The organism is Streptomyces alboflavus (genome assembly GCF_000716675.1).
Taxonomy (GTDB): Bacteria; Actinomycetota; Actinomycetes; order Streptomycetales; family Streptomycetaceae; genus Streptomyces; species Streptomyces alboflavus.
Window position 1 is genome coordinate 77,009 of the sequence record NZ_JNXT01000057.1, and the last position, 20,330, is coordinate 97,338.

General features: G+C 69.5%; 17 protein-coding genes and 3 tRNA genes. 8 read left to right on the top strand and 12 right to left on the bottom strand.

The genetic code is table 11. The features are described 5' to 3' along the window. The first annotated feature begins 5 nt into the window (after nt 1-5). From hrpA to OO63_RS32655, 3 genes are all read left to right on the top strand, one after another. Nucleotides 6-3,956 (top strand): ATP-dependent RNA helicase HrpA, encoded by a 3,951-nt coding sequence (gene hrpA / locus OO63_RS32645; protein WP_030362760.1) that lies wholly within the window; start codon nt 6-8, stop codon nt 3,954-3,956. Nucleotides 3,957-4,064: 108 nt separating this feature from the next. Next, nucleotides 4,065-4,139, top strand: a tRNA-Asp gene (locus OO63_RS32650). 221 nt (nt 4,140-4,360) lie between these two features. After that, nucleotides 4,361-4,612: a DUF6274 family protein gene (locus tag OO63_RS32655; RefSeq protein WP_030362761.1), complete on the top strand. Its 252-nt coding sequence runs from the start codon at nt 4,361-4,363 to the stop codon at nt 4,610-4,612. A 582-nt stretch (nt 4,613-5,194) separates the two neighbouring features. Here the strand turns inward: OO63_RS32655 and bldC are convergent. Both bldC and OO63_RS32665 read right to left on the bottom strand, forming a co-directional pair. Next, entirely contained in the window at nt 5,195-5,401 is a 207-nt protein-coding gene (bldC, locus tag OO63_RS32660) for a developmental transcriptional regulator BldC (protein WP_003949541.1), read from the bottom strand. A gap of 558 nt (nt 5,402-5,959) precedes the next feature. Then, the gene (locus OO63_RS32665) at nt 5,960-6,880 is read right to left on the bottom strand and encodes a DUF8083 family protein (protein ID WP_030362762.1); all 921 of its coding nucleotides are present in this window, start codon (nt 6,878-6,880) and stop codon (nt 5,960-5,962) included. 236 nt (nt 6,881-7,116) lie between these two features. Here OO63_RS32665 and OO63_RS32670 point away from each other — a divergent pair, with 236 nt between their 5' ends. Together OO63_RS32670 and OO63_RS32675 are read left to right on the top strand one after the other, a co-directional pair. Further along, nucleotides 7,117-8,199, top strand: a complete 1,083-nt coding sequence (locus OO63_RS32670) for a Leu/Phe/Val dehydrogenase (protein ID WP_030362763.1) — start codon at nt 7,117-7,119, stop codon at nt 8,197-8,199. Nucleotides 8,200-8,530: 331 nt separating this feature from the next. Beyond that, nucleotides 8,531-8,788, top strand: coding sequence for a DUF3073 domain-containing protein (locus OO63_RS32675; protein ID WP_030362764.1), 258 nt, complete (start codon nt 8,531-8,533; stop codon nt 8,786-8,788). A gap of 137 nt (nt 8,789-8,925) precedes the next feature. Here the strand turns inward: OO63_RS32675 and purM are convergent, their stop codons facing one another. The 10 genes from purM to purS all read right to left on the bottom strand — a co-directional run bounded on the left by purM (nt 8,926) and on the right by purS (nt 19,041). Beyond that, nucleotides 8,926-9,999 carry a phosphoribosylformylglycinamidine cyclo-ligase gene (gene purM / locus OO63_RS32680; RefSeq protein WP_030362765.1) on the bottom strand — a complete coding sequence of 358 codons (1,074 nt, stop codon included), beginning with the start codon at nt 9,997-9,999 and terminating at the stop codon, nt 8,926-8,928. Between the two features lie 31 nt (nt 10,000-10,030). After that, a complete protein-coding gene (gene purF / locus OO63_RS32685) occupies nt 10,031-11,557 on the bottom strand; it encodes an amidophosphoribosyltransferase (protein WP_030362766.1) in 1,527 nt (508 codons plus the stop codon). Nucleotides 11,558-11,860: 303 nt separating this feature from the next. Continuing rightward, entirely contained in the window at nt 11,861-12,682 is an 822-nt protein-coding gene (locus tag OO63_RS32690) for an META domain-containing protein (protein WP_158798938.1), read from the bottom strand. 116 nt (nt 12,683-12,798) lie between these two features. Next, nucleotides 12,799-13,596, bottom strand: a complete 798-nt coding sequence (locus OO63_RS32695; RefSeq protein ID WP_030362768.1) for a maleylpyruvate isomerase family mycothiol-dependent enzyme — start codon at nt 13,594-13,596, stop codon at nt 12,799-12,801. A 9-nt stretch (nt 13,597-13,605) separates the two neighbouring features. After that, complete coding sequence (locus tag OO63_RS32700) at nt 13,606-14,319, bottom strand: TetR/AcrR family transcriptional regulator (protein WP_078619506.1); 714 nt, start codon at nt 14,317-14,319, stop codon at nt 13,606-13,608. Between the two features lie 41 nt (nt 14,320-14,360). Next, nucleotides 14,361-15,221, bottom strand: a complete 861-nt coding sequence (locus tag OO63_RS32705; RefSeq protein WP_030362770.1) for a M23 family metallopeptidase — start codon at nt 15,219-15,221, stop codon at nt 14,361-14,363. A gap of 23 nt (nt 15,222-15,244) precedes the next feature. Then, nucleotides 15,245-15,745 carry an ArsR/SmtB family transcription factor gene (locus OO63_RS32710; RefSeq protein ID WP_030362771.1) on the bottom strand — a complete coding sequence of 167 codons (501 nt, stop codon included), beginning with the start codon at nt 15,743-15,745 and terminating at the stop codon, nt 15,245-15,247. 106 nt (nt 15,746-15,851) lie between these two features. Beyond that, nucleotides 15,852-18,101, bottom strand: a complete 2,250-nt coding sequence (gene purL / locus OO63_RS32715; protein WP_033264677.1) for a phosphoribosylformylglycinamidine synthase subunit PurL — start codon at nt 18,099-18,101, stop codon at nt 15,852-15,854. Beyond that, nucleotides 18,098-18,781 carry a phosphoribosylformylglycinamidine synthase subunit PurQ gene (gene purQ / locus OO63_RS32720; protein WP_030362772.1) on the bottom strand — a complete coding sequence of 228 codons (684 nt, stop codon included), beginning with the start codon at nt 18,779-18,781 and terminating at the stop codon, nt 18,098-18,100. Before purQ ends, purL begins: the two co-directional genes overlap by 4 nt. Beyond that, a complete protein-coding gene (purS, locus tag OO63_RS32725; protein WP_030362773.1) occupies nt 18,778-19,041 on the bottom strand; it encodes a phosphoribosylformylglycinamidine synthase subunit PurS in 264 nt (87 codons plus the stop codon). Before purS ends, purQ begins: the two co-directional genes overlap by 4 nt. 457 nt (nt 19,042-19,498) lie before the next feature. Here purS and OO63_RS32730 point away from each other — a divergent pair, with 457 nt between their 5' ends. The 3 genes from OO63_RS32730 to OO63_RS32740 all read left to right on the top strand — a co-directional run bounded on the left by OO63_RS32730 (nt 19,499) and on the right by OO63_RS32740 (nt 20,186). Next, nucleotides 19,499-19,816, top strand: coding sequence for a histone-like nucleoid-structuring protein Lsr2 (locus OO63_RS32730; protein ID WP_030362774.1), 318 nt, complete (start codon nt 19,499-19,501; stop codon nt 19,814-19,816). A 143-nt stretch (nt 19,817-19,959) separates the two neighbouring features. Further along, a tRNA-Gly gene (locus OO63_RS32735) sits at nt 19,960-20,031 on the top strand. Nucleotides 20,032-20,110: 79 nt separating this feature from the next. Then, nucleotides 20,111-20,186: transfer RNA gene (locus OO63_RS32740), tRNA-Gly, on the top strand. Nucleotides 20,187-20,330 lie beyond the last annotated feature (144 nt).

Sequence of the window (20,330 nt, forward strand, 5' to 3'; positions counted from 1 at the left end):
CGCGTATGTCTACGCAGCCAGCCCTCACCCTCGACGCCCTCGCCCCCCGCCTGACGGAGCTCTCGCTGCGCGACGAGCACCGCATCGGCAGGCGGCTCGAAGGTGCGCGCCGGATCCGCAAGCCCGAGGCCCGCGCCGCCGTTCTCGCGGAGATCGCGGACGACGTCGAGAAGGCGGCGGCCCGCATGGCGGGCCGCGCCACCGGCGTGCCCGCGATCACGTATCCGGAGCAACTGCCGGTCAGCCAGAAGAAGGACGACATCCTGGCGGCGATCCGCGACCACCAGGTCGTGATCGTCGCGGGCGAGACGGGCTCGGGCAAGACGACCCAGATCCCGAAGATCTGTCTGGAGCTGGGCCGGGGCGTGCGCGGCCTGATCGGGCACACGCAGCCGCGCCGGATCGCGGCCCGCACGGTCGCGGAGCGGGTGGCGGAGGAGCTGAACACGCCGCTCGGCGAGGCGGTCGGCTGGAAGGTCCGCTTCACGGACCAGGTGAGCGGCGGCACGTATGTGAAGCTGATGACGGACGGCATCCTGCTCGCCGAGATCCAGACGGACCGCGAGCTGCGCGCGTACGACACGATCATCATCGACGAGGCCCACGAGCGGTCCCTGAACATCGACTTCCTGCTCGGCTACCTGGCCCAGCTACTGCCGAAGCGCCCGGACCTGAAGGTGGTCATCACCTCCGCGACAATCGACCCGGAGCGCTTCTCGCGGCACTTCGGGGACGCCCCGATCGTCGAGGTCAGCGGCCGGACGTATCCGGTGGAGGTGCGGTACCGCCCGCTCCTGGAGGAGGACAACGACGATCCTGACCGCGACCAGATCACCGCGATCACGGACGCCGTCGAGGAGCTCCAGGGCGAGGGCAAGGGCGACATCCTGGTGTTCCTGTCCGGGGAGCGCGAGATCCGCGACACGGCGGACGCGCTGAACAAGAAGAACTACCGGTTCACGGAAGTCCTCCCGCTCTACGCCCGCCTTTCACACGCCGAGCAGCACCGCGTCTTCCAGCAGCACACGGGCCGAAGAATCGTCCTGGCGACCAACGTCGCCGAGACGTCCCTGACGGTCCCGGGCATCAAGTACGTCATCGACCCGGGCACCGCCCGCATCTCCCGCTACAGCCACCGCACGAAGGTGCAGCGCCTGCCCATCGAGGCGGTCAGCCAGGCCAGCGCCAACCAGCGCAAGGGCCGCTGCGGCCGTACGTCGGACGGCGTCTGCATCCGGCTGTACAGCGAGGAGGACTTCCTCTCCCGCCCCGAGTTCACGGACGCGGAGATCCTCCGTACGAACCTGGCGTCCGTCATCCTCCAGATGACCGCGGCCGGGCTCGGCGACATCGAGAAGTTCCCCTTCATCGACCCGCCGGACCACCGCAACATCCGCGACGGCGTGCAGCTCCTCCAGGAGCTCGGCGCCCTCGACCCCACCCAGAAGGACCCCAAGAAGCGCCTCACGCAGCAGGGCCGCAAGCTCGCCCAGCTCCCCGTGGACCCGCGCCTCGCCCGGATGGTCCTGGAAGCCGACAAGAACGGCTGTGTGCGCGAGGTCATGGTGATCGCCGCCGCGCTGTCCATCCAGGACCCGCGCGAGCGCCCCGCCGACAAGCAGACGCAGGCCGACCAGCAGCACGCCCGCTTCAAGGACGAGACGTCCGACTTCCTCGCGTATCTGAACCTGTGGCGGTACGTGCGCGAGCAGCAGAAGGAGCTCGGCTCCTCCGCGTTCCGCCGCATGTGCAAACGCGAGTATCTGAACTTCCTGCGGATCCGCGAGTGGCAGGACATCTACACCCAGCTGCGCACGGTGGCCAAACAGCTCGACGTCCATCTGAACGAGGACGACGCGGGCGACAAGCAGGTCCACCTCTCACTCCTGGCCGGACTGCTGTCCCACATCGGCATGAAGGACGTCAAAGAAGGCGCGAAGAACGAGTACCTGGGCGCGCGGAGCGCCAAGTTCGCCGTCTTCCCGGGCTCCGCCCTCTTCAAGAAGCCCCCGCGCTTCATCATGTCGGCCGAGCTCGTCGAGACGTCCCGGCTGTGGGCCCGGGTCAACGCGAAGATCGAGCCCGAGTGGATCGAGCCGCTGGCCCAGCACCTGATCAAGCGCACGTACAGCGAGCCGCACTGGGAGAAGGACCAGGCGGCCGTCATGGCGTACGAGAAGGTGACGCTGTACGGCGTCCCGATCGTCACCGACCGCAAGGTGAACTACGGCCGGATCGACCCCGAGGTCTCCCGGGACCTTTTCATTCGCAACGCACTGGTCGAGGGTGACTGGCGCACCCACCACAAGTTCTTCGCCGACAACCGCCGACTGCTCACCGAGGTCGAGGAGCTGGAGCACCGCGCCCGGCGCCGCGACATCCTCGTCGACGACGAGACGCTGTTCGACTTCTACGACCAGCGGGTGCCCGAGCATGTGGTGTCGGGGGCGCACTTCGACTCGTGGTGGAAGAAGAAGCTCCACGAAGGAGGCTCGGCGCCGGAGCTGCTCGACTTCGAGCGGTCGATGCTCATCAACGAGCGCGCGGGCGATGTCTCGAAGAACGACTATCCGGACTCCTGGCGCCAGGGCCCGCTGAAGTTCAAGGTGACGTACCAGTTCGAGCCGGGCGCGGACGCGGACGGCGTGACCGTCCACATCCCGCTCCAGGTGCTCAACCAGGTCTCGCCGGACGGCTTCGACTGGCAGATCCCCGGCCTGCGCGAAGAGGTCGTGACCGAGCTGATCCGCTCCCTGCCGAAGCCGATCCGCCGCCACTACGTCCCCGCGCCCAACTACGCCAAGGAGTTCCTGAAGCGGGCCACGCCCCTCCGGGAGCCGCTGCACGTCACGCTCGGGCGCGAGCTGCAGAAGATGGTCGGCGTGCCCGTGCACGGCGACGACTTCGACCTGACCCGCGTACCGGACCACTTGAAGATCACGTTCCGCGTGACCGACGAGCGGCGCCGCAAGCTCGCCGAGGACAAAGACCTGGAGGCCCTGAAGCTGCGGCTCAAGCCGAAGGCCCGCAAGGCCCTGTCGCAGGCCGCGGCCGCGACGGCGGAGCGCTCCGGTGGCGAGTCCGTGGAGCGGACCGGGCTCACGGACTGGACGATCGGCTCCCTCTCCCGCGTCTTCGAAACACGCCGGGCGGGCCAGCCCGTGAAGGCCTACCCGGCCCTCGTGGACGACGGCGACACCGTCTCCGTACGCCTCTACGACACGGAGGCGGAGCAGACGGGCGCGATGTGGCGCGGCACCCGCCGTCTGATCCTGCGCAACATTCCGGTCAATCCGGCCAAGTTCGCCCAGGACAAGCTCACCAACGCCCAGAAGCTCGCCCTGTCGGCGAACCCGCACGGCTCCATGCAGGCCCTCTTCGAGGACTGCGCGCGGGCCGCCGCGGACAAGCTCATCGCTGACTTCGGCGGGCCCGCGTGGGACGAGGAGTCGTACCGCAAGCTGTACGAGAAGGTGCGCGCCGAGATCGTCGACACGACCGTGCATGCCGTGGCGCAGGTCCAGCAGGTCCTCGCGGCCTGGCAGGCCTGCGAGCGGCGCCTGAAGTCCACCAGGAGCCCGGCGCTGCTCGCGAACCTCGCGGACGTGCGGGAGCAGCTCGACGCCCTCATCAAGCCCGGCTTCGTCACGGAGACGGGGCTGCGCAGGCTGCCCGACCTGATGCGCTACATGGTCGCCGCCGACCGCCGGCTCCAGCAGATGCCGACGAGCGTCCAGCGGGACACCACGCGCATGGAGAAGGTCCGCGAGATGCGCGACGAGTACGCGTGGCTCCTGGAGCAGTTGCCGCAGGGGCGGCCCGTGCCGCGCGAGGTCCTGGACATCCGCTGGATGATCGAGGAGCTGCGCGTCAGCTACTTCGCACACGCCCTGGGCACGGCGTACCCCGTCTCGGACAAGCGCATCGTGAAGGCCATCGACGCCGCGGCCCCCTAGCGGAAAGGCTGTAACTGTCCGCTCACACAGAGCGAGTTCGACCAGGGAGCCGACCTCCTGTACAGTCTTTTCTCGCAGCCCAGAGCAACAATCGGAGCTGCGAAACCTGGTCCTGTGGAGCAGTTTGGAGTGCTCGCCACCCTGTCAAGGTGGAGGCCGCGGGTTCAAATCCCGTCAGGACCGCAGTAGAAGGAAGCGGGCCGCATCCGATGAGGGTGCGGCCCGCTTTCGCGTGAGGCCCGTACCCCGCGAGGGTGCGGGCCTCAGTGCGTCGCGGGTCGCACCGAGCGGGGTGCTCGTCCACAACGCGGCTCGCATGCCCGTGCGCTGCGGGGTTGACGGCGTCACATTCCGCCGGTACCCCGGAAAAGGGAGCGAGCCGCACGCTCCCGAGGAGGTGGCGCATGCCCGCATACCCCGCGTCCGCACGGCACGAGACCCGCGCGCTGCTGCGCGCCCATCTCGCCGCGGCCACCAGCTACCGCCACCTGACCCGGCACTGCCCCATCTGCCACCAACTCCTGCGCCTCGCCATGGAGCCCTCCACGGACCCCCGCGACGCCCCGGAGAACAAGGACGCTCCAGAGGCTCACGAGGCCACTGAGGGCCACGAGGACGTTGAGCAACGCGAGGACGAAAGTCCTCCCAAGGCATGACCAAAGCCGAGGCGCACCACACCCGCCGGGTGGGAAGCTGAGCGGAGGACAGGAGTGTTCTCCGGAGAGTTGACCGGGCGTCGGCGCGCTTCGCCTCCTCTAGCGCACGGACAGTCAGGGCAACAAGCCACGGTTCGTGTGACGGTAGTCACCGAACGAGTTTTGGAAACCCCGGAACTTACACCTGCCCTACAACAGGTCAATCTAATATGTGCAATTGCACCACCTGACGCGCCGCCTTGACGGCGCGCCCCCCGACCCCGCGGGGCCCGCCCGACAGGCTCACCCAGGGATCAACAAGTCGGCTCACAGAGGCCCCCAACAGCGCGCACCCACCCGAGGGACAACGAGCGCCGGCGGACACCGGGGGCGCGCGGGCATGAAAAATCGCGCTGGACCCGGCGGAGTCCAGCGCGATCAACGACGCACCCAGAACGATCGGGCGTGGGGCCCGTTGGGGCGGGTCCCGTGTCGTGTGTAGCTATATGTCGGACGTTACGGCCAGGTTGGGGGACCTGGCAGCGGTCGTGCTCATCGTCCGATGTGTACTGCTAACTGCTGTTTAGTTCACAAACGCCGTGCTCAGGCCTCGCTGCGCTGCTGGGGGATACCCGCCAGCAGAGCGCGGACCTCAGCCTCGCGGTAACGGCGGTGCCCGCCGAGCGTGCGAATCGACGTGAGCTTGCCAGCCTTGGCCCAGCGCGTGACCGTCTTGGGGTCGACGCGGAACATCGTGGCGACCTCAGCCGGGGTCAGCAGCGGCTCGGCATCAGGGGTGCGAGCGGTCATGAGCGGCTCCCTCGGGAGAACCGAACCTTCTCGGTTCATTCCTCTAAATTCTGCACCTTGACCCGCGTTGCCCGAAATGGCGGACGCGAGTCGAGTCGGTTATAGGACGAACGGCTTGTCCTCGGCACTACAACTACACCATCCGTCCAGCCGCGTCGGCCAAACCGATGGAATTGCCCTCCCAGGTGTCCATCAGCGACGGAAGCCGATGGACCATGCCATAGCGGACAGTCACGCCACAGTGACGATCAGTCACAGAGCGATCAGGAGTCAACAGACCCCCCATAGCGTGCAATGCAGAGCATTCCGCCCATAGTTGAACGGAAGGAGCCCTCTCCGGACTCCTTGTCCTATTTTGGCATGAGGAAGGCCGATCGGCGCAAGGGTCAGTTAAGTGCGGTCCATCACGCTTGAGGCAAAGGCCCGGATCGGGACCTACGTCCCGCCACCAGGACAAGCGCTCTCCATGAGAACAGGCCCGAGCGTCGCCCGATCCGAGGACGGGGCGGCGGTCAGTTCGAGAACCGGGCGGCGGTCAGCGCGGGACCCGAGCGGCGGTCAGTTCGAGAACTGTCGCTCCCGCACCGCGCGCCAGCGCTCCACGAGCCTCGCATACGCCTCGCCGGCCCCCACCCCGTCACCGGCCCGCAGCGCCTCGATCCCGGCGGCCACGTCCGCCGCCGAGTGGTCCTCGTCGAGCAGCTCGTCCGGCAGCGCGTGCACCAGGCCGCCGTAGTCCAGCTCCACCAGGGAGCGCGGGTGGAACTCCTCCAGCCACCGCCCGACGTCCACCAGGCCGTCGATGAGCGCACCCTCGTCCATCGCGTCCCGCAGCGCCTTCAGGCCCCGCGCCACCCGGCGCCGCGCCTGCACCATGGGCGTGCGGTACCGCAGCACCGGCACCCCGGCCCCGGCGGACGCCTCGGAGCCCACCCTGCCCGCCGAGCCCTCGGCATCCGCGTCGGCCGCGTCCCCGGCGCCCCCCGTCCCGTATCCGGGCTCGTACAGCCGCTCCTCGTCCGCGACCAGGACGAACCAGTTCAGCGGCACGTGCCAGGTCGCCGTGCGGATCCAGGGGCGCGCGTCGGGGTTGCGGGCCAGCCACTGCTCGTAGTCCGCGGCGGCCTGGCGGCGCACCACCGGCGGCAGGACGGCGTCCAGGACCGGCGCGGGCAGCTGCCCGCCGAGATCGCCGAGGGCCTGCCAGCCGCGCAGCCGGGTCCGCCAGGGGCAGACGCACACCACGCCGTCCGTCTCCACCACGAACGCCTCGCCGCTCTCGTGCACCGGCACCGGAACGGGCGGCGTGGGCACCAGATCGGCCAGGGAACGACGGAGTTCGTCCTGGTACGAGGGGCGCTCCCGGCGGCGGGCGTAGCGCGCCCAGTGACCCCGTTCGGGCTCGGGGAAGGCCGCCAGGGGCTCATACACACGCAAGTACGACGCGTACGGGACGATCACCGAGGACACCTTGGGCACGGCTCCTCCCCTCCCCCGCCGGGCGACTGGAAAACACAGCAAATCGTGCCATGGCCGAACAGTGCCGTTCTCCGTCCTGCGGCCCGGGAGAGTGACCCGCGCGGGGACCGGACAGAGTCATGCCGACCACCGTGCGGCGGCCGGACACCACGAGGCTCTACTCTCTTGGCAAACGGGGCCCGCCACCCGCACGGGATCCCCGCCCAACCGCCGCTACGCAACCGGGAGTCACCACCGTGACCGATGTAACCGACGGCGTCCTGCACACCCTGTTCCACTCGGAACAAGGGGGACACGAGCAGGTCGTGCTCTGCCAGGACCGCGCAAGCGGTCTCAAGGCCGTCATCGCCATCCACTCCACCGCCCTGGGCCCCGCCCTCGGCGGCACGCGCTTCTACCCCTACGCCTCCGAGGAAGCGGCCGTCGCCGACGCCCTGAACCTCGCGCGCGGGATGTCGTACAAGAACGCCATGGCCGGGCTCGACCACGGCGGCGGCAAGGCGGTCATCATCGGTGACCCGGACCGGATCAAGAGCGAGGAACTGCTCCTCGCCTACGGCCGCTTCGTGGCCTCGCTCGGCGGCCGCTACGTGACGGCCTGCGACGTCGGCACGTACGTCGCGGACATGGACGTCGTCGCGCGCGAGTGCCGCTGGACCACCGGGCGCTCCCCGGAGCACGGCGGCGCCGGCGACTCCTCGGTCCTCACCGCCTTCGGTGTCTTCCAGGGCATGCGGGCCTCCGCACAGCACCTGTGGGGCGACCCCTCGCTGCGCGGCCGCAAGGTCGGCGTCGCGGGCGTCGGCAAGGTCGGCCACATCCTCGTGGAGCACCTCCTTGAGGACGGCGCCGAGGTCGTGATCACCGATGTGCGCGAGGACTCGCTGCTCCGCATCACCAGCAAGCACCCCGAGGTCACCGCGGTCGCCGACACCGAGACCCTGATCCGCACCGAGGGCCTGGACGTGTACGCCCCGTGCGCGCTCGGCGGCGCCCTGAACGACACGACCGTGCCCCTGCTCACGGCGAAGGTGGTGTGCGGCGCGGCCAACAACCAGCTCGAACACCCCGGCGTCGAGAAGGACCTCGCCGACCGCGGGATCCTCTACGCGCCCGACTACGTGGTGAACGCGGGCGGCGTCATCCAGGTCGCCGACGAGCTGCACGGCTTCGACTTCGACCGCTGCAAGGCGAAGGCCTCGAAGATCTTCGACACCACGCTCGCCATATTCGCACGTGCGAAGCAGGACGGGATTCCGCCCGCCGCGGCGGCCGACAGGATCGCCGAGCAGCGCATCGCGGAGGCCCGCCGCCCGTGACGCACCGCTGACGTCCGACCGACGGAACGTGTGCGTACAGCACCGATTCGACGCCGGATCACGGCCCGCCGACGCCCTCGGGAGACAAGACTCACCCCCGTCGGCGGGTCGCCTGCCAAGAAGAGGTTAAAATCGCAGCTGACCAGCGAGGAAAGGGCACCTTGCCAGTCGTGCGCCTAGGCGCGTCCTGCGGGCGACGTACCGTATGGCCGCAGGAGCAGGTACCGTGGAAGCCCTACGGACCGGTCTCTCCATGGAGAGTCCGTTCCAGATCATGAACGCGTGTCAAGACTCTGGGGCCATGAAGCCCCGATACCGAGGGGGTCGAGCCATGGGGCGCGGCCGGGCCAAGGCCAAGCAGACAAAGGTCGCCCGCCAGCTGAAGTACAACAGCGGCGGGACTGACCTGTCGCGTCTGGCCAATGAGCTGGGCGCTTCGACTTCGCAGCAGCCGCCGAATGGCGAGCCGTTCGAGGACGAGGACGAGGAAGACGACCCGTACGCGCAGTACGCGGATCTGTACAACACCGACGACGATGACGAGGACGTCGACGAGTCCGGTTCATCGTCGCAGCGCCGCGGTGCTTGACCTCGCGGTAGCCGCACACAGCTGAAGTTCGCGCCCATCGCGCCGTTCTGACAGCGACCGCACTTCACCCGGCCCGGGGTGGTAACACCGCCGGACCGGGTTTTGTGCTGTCCAAGGGACACGGGACCGCGTCGGGGCTACTTCGCGTAGTCGCCGGTGAGCTCGGCGCCGGTCGTGTGGTCGCCGCGGTCGGTGATCTCGCCCGCGACCCAGGCGTCCACGCCGCGGTCGGCGAGGGTCGCGAGGGCCACGTCGACCGACTCCTCGGGCACGACGGCGATCATGCCGACGCCCATGTTCAGGGTCTTCTCCAGCTCCAGGCGCTCGACCCGACCCGCGCGGCCGACCAGGTCGAACACCGCGCCCGGCGTCCACGTGGAGCGGTCCACGGTGGCGTGCAGGCCGTCCGGGACCACCCGGGCCAGGTTCGCCGCGAGGCCGCCGCCGGTGACATGGCTGAAGGCGTGCACCTCAGCGGTGCGGATCAGCGCGAGGCAGTCCAGGGAGTAGATCTTCGTGGGCTCCAGGAGCTCCTCGCCGAGCGTGCGGCCGAACTCCTCGACCTGCTGCTCCAGGGACATCCCGGCGCGGTCGAAGAGCACGTGCCGCACCAGCGAGTACCCGTTGGAGTGAAGACCCGACGACTCCATGGCGATGACCGCGTCACCCTTACGGATGCGATCGGCGCCGAGCACCCGGTCGGCCTCCACGACGCCGGTGCCCGCGCCCGCCACGTCGAAGTCGTCCGCCCCGAGCAGGCCCGGGTGCTCCGCGGTCTCGCCGCCGACGAGGGAGCAGCCGGCGAGGACACAGCCCTCGGCGATGCCCTTGACGATCGCGGCGACGCGCTCCGGGTGGACCTTGCCGACGCAGATGTAGTCGGTCATGAACAGCGGCTCGGCGCCGCACACGACGATGTCGTCGACGACCATGCCGACGAGGTCGTGGCCGATCGTGTCGTACACACCGAGCTTGCGCGCGAGGTCGACCTTCGTGCCCACGCCGTCCGTGGCGGAGGCGAGCAGCGGGCGGTCGAAGCGCTTCAGCGCGGAGGCGTCGAAGAGGCCGGCGAAGCCGCCGAGTCCGCCGAGGCCCGCGACCTCGGGGCGCTGCGTCTTCTTCACCCACTCCTTCATCAGCTCGACAGCGCGGTCGCCCGCTTCGATGTCGACGCCGGCCGAGGCGTAGGAGGCACCAGTTGTCTCAGACATTGCCTGGGATCTTTCGGGTTGATGAATGGGCTCAGGGGCGACGGATCGCGTCGGCCGCGGCCGTGGCCGCCGGTCCCGCGGCGAGCTCCGTCTCCAGGAGCTGCTTGCCGAGGAGTTCCGGGTCGGGCAGGTCCATCGGGTACTCGCCGTCGAAGCAGGCGCGGCAGAGGTTCGGCTTGTCGATGGTGGTGGCCTCGATCATGCCGTCGATGGAGATGTAGGAGAGCGAGTCGGCGCCGAGCGACGTCCCGATCTCCTCGATGCTCATGCCGTTGGCGATCAGCTCGGCGCGGGTGGCGAAGTCGATGCCGAAGAAGCACGGCCACTTCACGGGCGGCGAGGAGATCCGGATGTGGACCTCGGCGGCGCCGGCCTCGCGGAGCATCTTGACCAGGGCGCGCTGGGTGTTGCCGCGGACGATCGAGTCGTCGACGACCACCAGCTTCTTGCCCTTGATGACTTCCTTGAGGGGGTTCAGCTTCAGCCTGATGCCGAGCTGGCGGATGGTCTGCGAGGGCTGGATGAAGGTCCGGCCGACGTAGGCGTTCTTGACGAGTCCGGCGCCGAAGGGGATCCCCGAGGCTTCCGCGTAGCCGATGGCGGCGGGCGTGCCGGACTCCGGGGTCGCTATCACCAGGTCGGCGTCGACCGGGGCTTCCTTCGCGAGCTTGCGGCCCATCTCGACGCGCGAGAGATAGACGTTGCGGCCCGCGATGTCGGTGTCGGGGCGCGCGAGGTAGACGTACTCGAAGACACAGCCCTTGGGCTTCGCTTCAGCGAATCGGGACGTTCGCAGGCCGTTCTCGTCGATGGCGATGAACTCGCCCGGCTCGATCTCGCGGACGTAGGCGGCGCCGCAGATGTCGAGGGCGGCGCTCTCGGAGGCGACCACCCAGCCGCGCTCCAGGCGGCCGAGGACGAGCGGGCGGATGCCCTGCGGGTCGCGGCCCGCGTACAGCGTGTGCTCGTCCATGAAGACGAGGCTGAAGGCGCCCTGGACCTGGGGAAGCACCACTGAGGCGGCTTCCTCTATGGTCAGCGGCTTGCCGTCGGCGTCCGTCTGCGCGGCGAGCAGGGCCGTGAGCAGGTCCGTGTCGTTGGTGGCCGCCACGCGCGTGGTGCGGCCCTCCTGCTTGGGCAGGTCGGCGACCATCTCGGCGAGCTGCGCCGTGTTGACCAGGTTGCCGTTGTGGCCGAGGGCGATGGAGCCGTGGGCCGTGGCGCGGAAGGTGGGCTGGGCGTTCTCCCAGACGGACGCTCCCGTAGTGGAGTAGCGGGCGTGACCGACCGCGATGTGTCCCTGGAGAGAACTGAGGGAGGTCTCGTCGAAGACCTGGGAAACGAGCCCCATGTCCTTGAAGACGAGGATCTGGGAGCCGTTGCTGACCGCGATTCCCGCGGATTCCTGGCCCCGATGCTGGAGGGCATAGAGCCCGAAGTACGTGAGCTTTGCGACCTCTTCACCCGGAGCCCAGACACCGAAGACGCCACAAGCGTCCTGGGGGCCTTTCTCGCCGGGGAGCAGATCGTGATTGAGTCGACCGTCACCACGTGGCACGCCACCGAGTGTAGGCGAGATCGACCACTGGTCCGAATTGGGGAAGGGTCTGGCGGGGGCGCCTTGGGTGGTGGGGTGGTTTTGCCCCCTTGTCACCAGCGGATGTTACCCGGGGGCACCGTAGTGTCGCGCTGCGCGCTCGTCCTCAAGCGCCGGACGGGCTGATTCCAACCCTCCCGTCGAGTGGTTCCGGACTGGCTGATTCCGGCGCCCCCGCCGAATGCATCCTGGCGGGCTGGTACCACCGCCCCCGTCGAATGGTTCCGGGCGGGCTGATCCCGGCACCCCCGCCGAGCCGTCGGGTCAGGCGGTCGGTGCCTGGGCCTTCGCCATGGTCTTGCCGTCGGGGGCGGTCAGGGTGAGGGTGCGGTGGTCCAGCTTGTAGGAGGCCTTGCCGCCGAAGAGCTTCAGGAGGGCGCGTTCGGTGGGCATGACGTCGCCGGGGCACATCTTGCGGGTGACCCGGGGCGCGCCCAGGGTGATCTTGCCGTCGGCGGCGGCCGCGTTCGCGGTGACGTCGTTGCAGCCGAGGTTGCCGCGGACCGCGCCGTCCTTGGTGAAGGTGAGCTTGATCTTGTCGTCCAAGGCCTTGGGCAGGGAGGTCGACGTGGATCCGGTGCCGACGGACGTCACCGTCCACTCGGTGCCCTTCAGTGGCGCCCCGGCCTCGGCGCTGAGGGCGATGCGGTCGCCCCCGGCGGTGGTGAGCGTCAGGTTCTCGTCGTCGACCTGGGCCTTGAGCTTGCCGTCCATGGCGCGGGCGAGGCTCTTCTCGAAGTCGAGCGCGTCGCAGGCGATCTCGGTGTGCGGGCCCGGTTCGAAGTGGACGGTGTCGCCCTTGACGGACGCCTTGGCGCCGTAGCCGTTGCAGCCGAAGTTGCCCGCGGCGGTGCCCTTGCCGCCGAACTTCACATAGGCGCCGTCCGGGGCGGCCTTCTTCTTGCCGTCGACCGTGAGGCTGTCGACGTTCCAGCGGACTCCGGTCAGCGACGAGTCCGAGCCGCCCTTGCCGGAGCCTGAGTTGCCCGGTCCGGCCTTGTCGGATCCGCCGTCGCCGGAGCCGGACTCAGAGCCGCAGGCCGCGAGCAGCCCGGCGGCGGCGAGGACGGTGAGGGTCTGGGTCACACGCTGCTTGTACATGTCATTGTGACGGGGCGGCTCCGGGTCCGGTTCCCTCCGTGTCTCGCCGCCTCCCCTCGCGCCCCTACGCGCCCCTCCACGTCCCTCCGCGTCCCTCCGCTTCACGACATGATCGGCAGCAGCCCGCCGAGGTCGGCCCGTTCACCGCTCGCGCTGACCTGGGCCGCCTCGCGCGCAGCCGCCCACGTCGTCCGCCCCGTGGCGAGCCTGATCCAGGTCAGCGGGTCGGTCTCGACGACGTTCGGCGGGGTGCCGCGGGTGTGCCGGGGGCCCTCGACGCACTGGACCACCGCGTACGGCGGGATCCGCACCTCGACCGAGCCACCGGGGGCCTTCGTGGCCAGGGCGTCGGCGAGCAGGCGGGTGCAGGCGGCCAGGGCCTGGCGGTCGTACGGCACGTCGAGGCCCGGCAGCGCGTCGTTCAAGTCGTCGGTGTGGACGATCAGTTCGACGGTGCGGGTGACCATGAAGTCGGCGAGGGTCATGCCGCCGAAGCGCGAGGGCACGAGGCGGGTGTCGGCGGCGCCGGGGAGGGTCTCCGCGAGCCGGTCGGCGGCGTGCGCGAAGAGTGCGTCGAGGTCGGTGCCCGCGTCGACGATGCCGTGCACGTCCTCGTCGACCTGGGCGGACGCCGACGACGTGCGGAACGGCCAGTCCTGGAGCGGCACTTCGTGCTTGTCCGGCTCGGGCGCGTCCAGATAGCGGGCGACGGAGCCGAGCACCATCGTGAGGTGGGCGGCCAGTTCGCGCACGGTCCAGTCCCCGAGCCGGGTGGGCGCGGCGAGTTGCTCCGGGGTCAGGCCCGCGACGGCCGTGCGCACCGCGGCGAACTGGGCGAGCACGGCGGTGCGGATCTTGGTCGGGTCGTAGCTGCGGGTGCGCTTCTTGGCCGGTGGCATGGAGGGAGCCTAAGCCTTGACCGCGTAGCCGCTCAGTCCCTTTTCCACCAGGGCGAAGGCGTCCCTCGCCAGGCGCGCGGCGTCGGCGGCGACCTGGTCGAGGGGGACGTCGGCGACGCGGCGGCGGTGCACCTCGGCGAACACCGCGTTGCGCACGCCGATCAGTTGGGCCGCGGCGACCTCCGCGAGGACCGCGTCGCCGGTCTCGGCCGCGAGGACCTCGGCGAGGAGCTCCTGGCGGCGCAGGTGGAAGGCGTGCGCGCGGTGCAGCAGGACGGGGGTCTCGGTGATCAGGCGCAGCACCTGGAGCGTGCGGGCGCTGTCGCTCAGGCCGACGGACGGGTCCCTGGCCTCGATCAGGTCGAGCAGCTGGCGGCGCAGGGCCTCGGCGGCGGACTCGCCGGGGGCGCGGTCGCGCACGGCGTCGGCGGCGTCCGCGACGTGCTCCTCCATGGGTCCGAGGAGCACGTCCTCCTTCGTACCGAAGTAGTTGAAGACGGTCATCTTCGAGACGTCGGCGGCGGCCGCGATCTCGGCGACGGACACCTTGTCGAAGCCGCGCTCGACGAACAGCTCCACCGCGGCCTGCCAGATCCGCGCGGCGGTCTGCTGCTTCTTGCGCTCCCGCAGGCCGGGCGCGCGACTGCCCTGGTCAGAGGCGTCGGCCTGGCCCTGCTCGGCGGGTGCGGGCCGGCCCGTCGGTGCGGCTTCTCGTGCTGCCATGGCCGGACGATACCAGGATGAATTTTACGCTCGGACTAAATTTAGCTCTGGATCAAATTCTTGCCGGATGCCTGTTCCGCGTCGCGAACGGCCGTGAACACCTCCCGGTTCGCGGGCACCCCGACGCCCCGCCAGCGGAAGGGCACGCCCCTGGCCGTGTTCAGGTCCGGACCGTCCATCAGCTGGAAGTGGATGTGCGGCTCGGTGGAGTTGCCGGAGTTCCCGCAGCGGGCGATGGCCTGCCCGGCCCGGACGCGGTCCCCGGCGCGTACGTCGAGCGAGCCGCGCTGGACGTGCGCGTACAGGGCGTACGTGCCCTCGCCGAGGTCGAGGACGATGTGGTTGCCGACGATGCGGCGGGACCCGCCGACCGTCCTGCCGATGCCTTCGACCAGCCAGAAGTACAGCACCCCGAGCAGGGAGCTGCGGCTGAGGTGGTCGCGCTGACCGTCCTCGGCGTACGCGACGGTCGCGTCGGCCACAGCGTACAGCGGCGCCCCGAAGGCGGGGTACGCCTGGCCGCGCCGGGCGACGGGCCAGAACCAGACGGGGGTCGGGCGGGCCGGCCCGTGCTCCGGCTCGGCCGTGATGTCGATGGCGTAGGTCTGGCCGAGGCTGTGCGTGCCGTGGCTCGGCACCTTGTCGGCGGGGCTGTTGAGGGCGGACCAGCGGCCGGTGACCGGGGGCTCGACCTCGACGGGCGCGGGCGGTTCCGTCGCGGTCTGCTGCCGGACGGAGCGGGATGTCGCCAGGCTGATGGCCACCACGCCGAGCACGGGCAGCCAGCCCAGCCAGTAGTTGTACGGCAGGTCCACGAAGAATCCGGCGGTCACCTGGGCGAAGAAGATCAGCCACAGGACCCGCTTGACCAGTGCGGCGATCTTGCGTTGACGTACGGACATGGTCGTTCCCCCTGATGTGTGTGTCATGGGCAGGCGGCGTGCAGGGCCACGAGCAGCGGCACCACCCGCCCCGCGGGCACCTCGTGCCGCCCGCGGCCGGTGCTCTGCAGCCAGCCCGCGGCGGTGAGCTGACGCAGGTGGTGGTAGATCTGGCCGGTCGTGCCGATGTCGTCGAGCGCGGCGAGGTCGGCGGCGGTGCGGCGGCCGCCGAGGATCTCGCGGAGCAGCCGCAGCCGCACCGCGTGCCCGAGCGCGGCGAACGAGTCGGCGGCCGCCGCCCAGTCGTCCTCGAACAGCCGGTCGGTGACCTGCCCGGTCTGCCACTCGTACCGCTGCCCGGTCGGCAGCCGCACCGCGCCGGTGTACAGCACCCCGCCGTCCGCCGCCCCGAGCTCGGCGAGCTGCGCCTTCAGCCCTTCGAGCGCCCAGAAGTCACCCCGGCCGACGGCGGGCGCCGGCCGGTCCTCGCCCTCAAGGGCGGCCATGCGTCGCTCCAGCTCGGCGACGCGCTCTTCAAGATCCACGCTACTAAGTTACGTAATTACGTAATCTCAATCAACCCCGGAACGAAGAAGCCCCCGTCCGGACCACGTCCGAACGGGGGCTCCCGCAGCTCCGGCGACGACTACGTCAGGCGAACAGCCCCGGAATCGTCTCCGCGTGCGCCGTGCGCAGCTCGTCCAGCGGCAGCGTGAACTCGCCCTGCACCTCGACGGCGTCCCCGTCGACCACACCGATCCGCGTGACGGGCAGACCGCGCGCCCCGCACATGTCGGTGAACCGCAGCTCCTCGCTCCGCGGCACGGACACCACGGCACGCCCCGCGGACTCGCTCAGCAGGAACGTGAAGGCGTCGAGCCCGTCCGGCACCACCAGGCGCGCGCCGACCCCGCCGCGCAGGCAGGACTCCACGACCGCCTGGACCAGGCCGCCGTCGGACAGGTCGTGCGCGGCGTCGATCATGCCGTCGCGCGAGGCGGAGATCAGGATCTCGCCGAGCAGCCGCTCCCGCTCCAGGTCGACCTTGGGCGGCAGGCCGCCGAGGTGGTCGTGCACGACCTGGGACCAGGCCGAGCCGCCGAACTCCTCGGTCGTCTCGCCGAGCAGGTAGAGGAGCTGGCCCTCTTCCTTGAAGGCGATCGGCGTGCGGCGCGTGACGTCGTCGATGACGCCGAGCACGGCCACGACGGGCGTCGGGTGGATCGCGGTCTCGCCGGTCTGGTTGTAGAGCGAGACGTTGCCGCCGGTCACCGGGGTGCCGAGCGCCAGACAGCCGTCCGCCAGACCGCGCGTGGCCTCCGCGAACTGCCACATCACGTCCGGGTCCTCGGGGGAGCCGAAGTTCAGGCAGTTGGAGATGGCGAGCGGCTTGGCGCCGGAGGCGGCGACGTTGCGGTACGACTCGGCGAGCGCGAGCTGCGCGCCCGCGTACGGGTCGAGCTTCGCGTACCGGCCGTTGCCGTCCGTCGCCATGGCGACGCCCAGGTTGGACTCCTCGTCGACGCGGACCATGCCCGCGTCCTCGGGCTGCGCGAGGATCGTGTTGCCCTGGACGAAGCGGTCGTACTGGTCGGTGATCCACGCCTTGGAGGCCTGGTTCGGGGACGCGACCAGCTTGAGGATCTGCTCGCGCAGCTCCGCCGCGTTCGCCGGGCGCGCCAGCTTGTTCGCGTCGTCCGCCTGGAGCGCGTCCTGCCAGGACGGGCGCTCGTACGGCCGGTGGTAGACCGGGCCCTCGTGCGCGACCGTGCGCGGCGGTACGTCGACGATCTGCTCGCCGTGCCAGAAGATCTCCAGGCGCTCGCCCTCGGTCACCTCACCGATGACGGTCGCGATGACGTCCCACTTCTCGCAGATCTCCATGAAGCGGTCGACCTTGTCCGGCTCGACGACCGCGCACATGCGCTCCTGCGACTCGCTCATGAGGATCTCCTCGGGCGAGAGCGAGGAGTCGCGCAGCGGAACCGTGTCCAGCTCCACGCGCATGCCGCCCGAACCGGCCGAGGCCAGCTCGCTGGTGGCGCAGGACAGGCCCGCGCCGCCGAGGTCCTGGATGCCCGCGACCAGCTTCTCGCCGAAGATCTCCAGGGTGCACTCGATGAGGAGCTTCTCCTGGAAGGGGTCGCCGACCTGGACGGCCGGACGCTTCGCCGGACCGGTCGACTCGAAGGTCTCCGACGCGAGCACGGAGACGCCGCCGATGCCGTCGCCGCCCGTGCGGGCCCCGTACAGGATGACCTTGTTGCCGGTGCCGGACGCCTTCGCGAGGTGGATGTCCTCGTGCTTCATGACGCCGATGCAGCCCGCGTTGACCAGCGGGTTGCCCTGGTAGCAGGAGTCGAAGACGACCTCGCCGCCGATGTTGGGCAGGCCCAGGCAGTTGCCGTAGCCGCCGATGCCCGCGACGACGCCCGGCAGCACGCGCTTGGTGTCGGGGTGGTCGGCGGCGCCGAAGCGCAGCGGGTCCACGACGGCGACCGGGCGCGCGCCCATCGCGAGGATGTCGCGCACGATGCCGCCGACGCCGGTGGCCGCGCCCTGGTAGGGCTCGATGTAGGAGGGGTGGTTGTGCGACTCGACCTTGAAGGTGACCGCGTAGCCCTGGCCGACGTCGACGACGCCCGCGTTCTCGCCGATGCCGACGAGCATGGCGTCGTTGTCGGGGACCTTCTCGCCGAACTGCTTCAGGTGCACCTTGCTGCTCTTGTACGAGCAGTGCTCGGACCACATGACGGAGTACATGGCGAGCTCGGCGCCGGTCGGGCGGCGGCCGAGGATCTCCCTGATCCGCGCGTACTCGTCCTCCTTGAGGCCGAGCTCCTTCCAGGGCTGCGCGGCCTCGGGGGTCTCCGTCGCGTGCTTGACGGTGTCGAGGGTCATCGGGCGTCCACCAGCTTCTTCAGGATCGAGGTGAAGAATCCCAGGCCGTCCGTGCGGCCGGTCCCGATCAGCGGCTCGACCGCGTGCTCGGGGTGCGGCATGAGGCCGACGACGTTGCCGGCCTCGTTCGTGATGCCCGCGATGTCGCGCAGCGAGCCGTTCGGGTTCATGTCCAGGTACCGGAAGGCGACGCGGCCCTCGGCCTCCAGCATGTCGAGGGTGCGCTCGTCGGCGACATAGCGTCCGTCGATGTTCTTCAGCGGGATCGAGATCTCCTGGCCGACCTCGTAATCGGCGGTCCAGGCAGTCGAGTTGGTCTCCACGCGCAGCTTCTGGTCGCGGCAGATGAAGTGCAGGTGGTTGTTGCGCAGCATCGCGCCGGGCAGCAGGTGGGTCTCGGTGAGGACCTGGAAGCCGTTGCAGATCCCGAGGACCGGCATTCCGGCCTTCGCCTGCTCGATGACCGACTCCATGACGGGCGAGAAACGCGAGATGGCGCCCGCCCGCAGATAGTCGCCGTAACTGAAACCGCCCGGAAGGACCACGGCGTCGACCTGCTTCAGGTCCTTGTCGCGGTGCCACAGCGGCACGGCCTCGGCACCGGCGACGCGCACGGCGCGCTGGGTGTCGCGGTCGTCGAGCGTTCCAGGAAAAGTGACGACTCCGATTCGAGCAGTCACTTCGCCTCCACCGCCGGCTCTTCGACCTTTACGACGAAGTCCTCGATCACGGTGTTGGCGAGGAAGGTTTCCGCCATCTCGTGGATACGGGCGAGGGCCGCGTCGTCGACGGGCCCGTCCACCTCGAGTTCGAAGCGCTTTCCTTGACGTACGTCGGAGATCCCCTGGAAACCGAGGCGCGGCAGTGCACGCTGCACCGCCTGTCCCTGGGGGTCGAGGATCTCCGGCTTGAGCATGACGTCGACTACGACGCGTGCCACTGGCACTCCCGGTGTGTGGTGCTTGCGCTGCTGCTTGCGGGGTACTGCTCAGCTGGCGCCGAGCGGGCCGCCGAGCAGGTTCCTTCAGACTACCCGCACAAAATTTCTACCCGCGTAGATTCGTAGCAACATACGTGACCGCAGTCACTTCGAAGGGGTCGGCACGGCGTCGAGCAGGACACGTCCGCGAAAAATCCTGGAAAAGATCACAGTTCGCCATTGCGTCCACCACCCCACCGCACCCACCCTGCTGGGGAAGCGCCCGGCCTGCCCGTATTCTCCCGGACACGCCGCCGGAACACGCGGTTGGTTTTCCTTGGCTTCACTATTCAATGCCAGGCACTGTACAAAGGAATTGGCAATAGCCGATACTTTGTCCCAAAACTGCCGGACAGTCGGCATCACCGCACATCGTTGCACGTCAATGCGGTGGCGCCGCACGAAAGGACCGATATTCGTGGCGCAGCGTGTCGTGGTCACTCTCTTTGACGACATCGACGGCTCAGAAGCGGCGGAAACGATCGCCTTCGGTCTGGACGGGAAGTCGTACGAGATCGACCTCAACCAAACCAATGCCGAGAAACTCCGCAAGGTCCTCGCCCCCTACCTGGACGCGGCCCGCAAGCAGTCGAAGTCCGGCAAGGTCTACCGGCACACGGCGGTGACCCCCGACCCGGCGGCCGTGCGCGCCTGGGCCCGCTCGCACCGCCTCGACGTACCGCCGCGCGGCCGGATCCCGAAGAAGGTGTACGAGGCGTTCGAGGCCGCCAACTGACTCCGGCCGCCGGCGTCGGACCCCTCGGGGACCTCGCGACGGGGGTGCTCGCGCAACCGACTTGCGCAGCACCCCCGCTGGTCAGCTAGAGTCTGGAGCACGCCGAAGGGCAAGGCCGAAAGGGCCGAACCCCGAGGAGTCGTGCGGGTGTAGTTCAGTAGTAGAACATCCCCCTTCCAGGGGGAAGGCGCAGTGTGCAATTCCTGTCACCCGCTCCGCACCGCTCACCGACCACCCATTCGGGTGCGGTAAGCTGGTGCTCGCGCCGATCAGTGAGAGCTGGTCGGAGGCAATGCGAACGTAGCTCAGTTGGTAGAGCGCAACCTTGCCAAGGTTGAGGTCGCGAGTTCGAACCTCGTCGTTCGCTCCAGTCACGAAGGCCCGGTGTCCCAGACACCGGGCCTTCGTCGTGCTCCCCGCGCCCCGCAGGCGGCGGCCCGCACGTCTGACATTTGTCATGCGAGTCGATGACAACGCGCACTGCCCGCGGCTTCGACGGCGGGCGAGCCTTGAG

Bases quoted from the DNA above. Each gene is read 5' to 3' on its own strand.
- hrpA (WP_030362760.1), top strand. From the start codon at position 6: ATGTCTACGCAGCCAGCCCTCACCCTCGACGCCCTCGCCCCCCGCCTG.
- OO63_RS32655 (WP_030362761.1), top strand. From the start codon at position 4,361: ATGCCCGCATACCCCGCGTCCGCACGGCACGAGACCCGCGCGCTGCTG.
- bldC (WP_003949541.1), bottom strand. From the start codon at position 5,401: ATGACCGCTCGCACCCCTGATGCCGAGCCGCTGCTGACCCCGGCTGAG.
- OO63_RS32675 (WP_030362764.1), top strand. From the start codon at position 8,531: ATGGGGCGCGGCCGGGCCAAGGCCAAGCAGACAAAGGTCGCCCGCCAG.
- purM (WP_030362765.1), bottom strand. From the start codon at position 9,999: ATGTCTGAGACAACTGGTGCCTCCTACGCCTCGGCCGGCGTCGACATC.
- OO63_RS32695 (WP_030362768.1), bottom strand. From the start codon at position 13,596: ATGCCACCGGCCAAGAAGCGCACCCGCAGCTACGACCCGACCAAGATC.
- OO63_RS32700 (WP_078619506.1), bottom strand. From the start codon at position 14,319: ATGGCAGCACGAGAAGCCGCACCGACGGGCCGGCCCGCACCCGCCGAG.
- OO63_RS32705 (WP_030362770.1), bottom strand. From the start codon at position 15,221: ATGTCCGTACGTCAACGCAAGATCGCCGCACTGGTCAAGCGGGTCCTG.
- purL (WP_033264677.1), bottom strand. From the start codon at position 18,101: ATGACCCTCGACACCGTCAAGCACGCGACGGAGACCCCCGAGGCCGCG.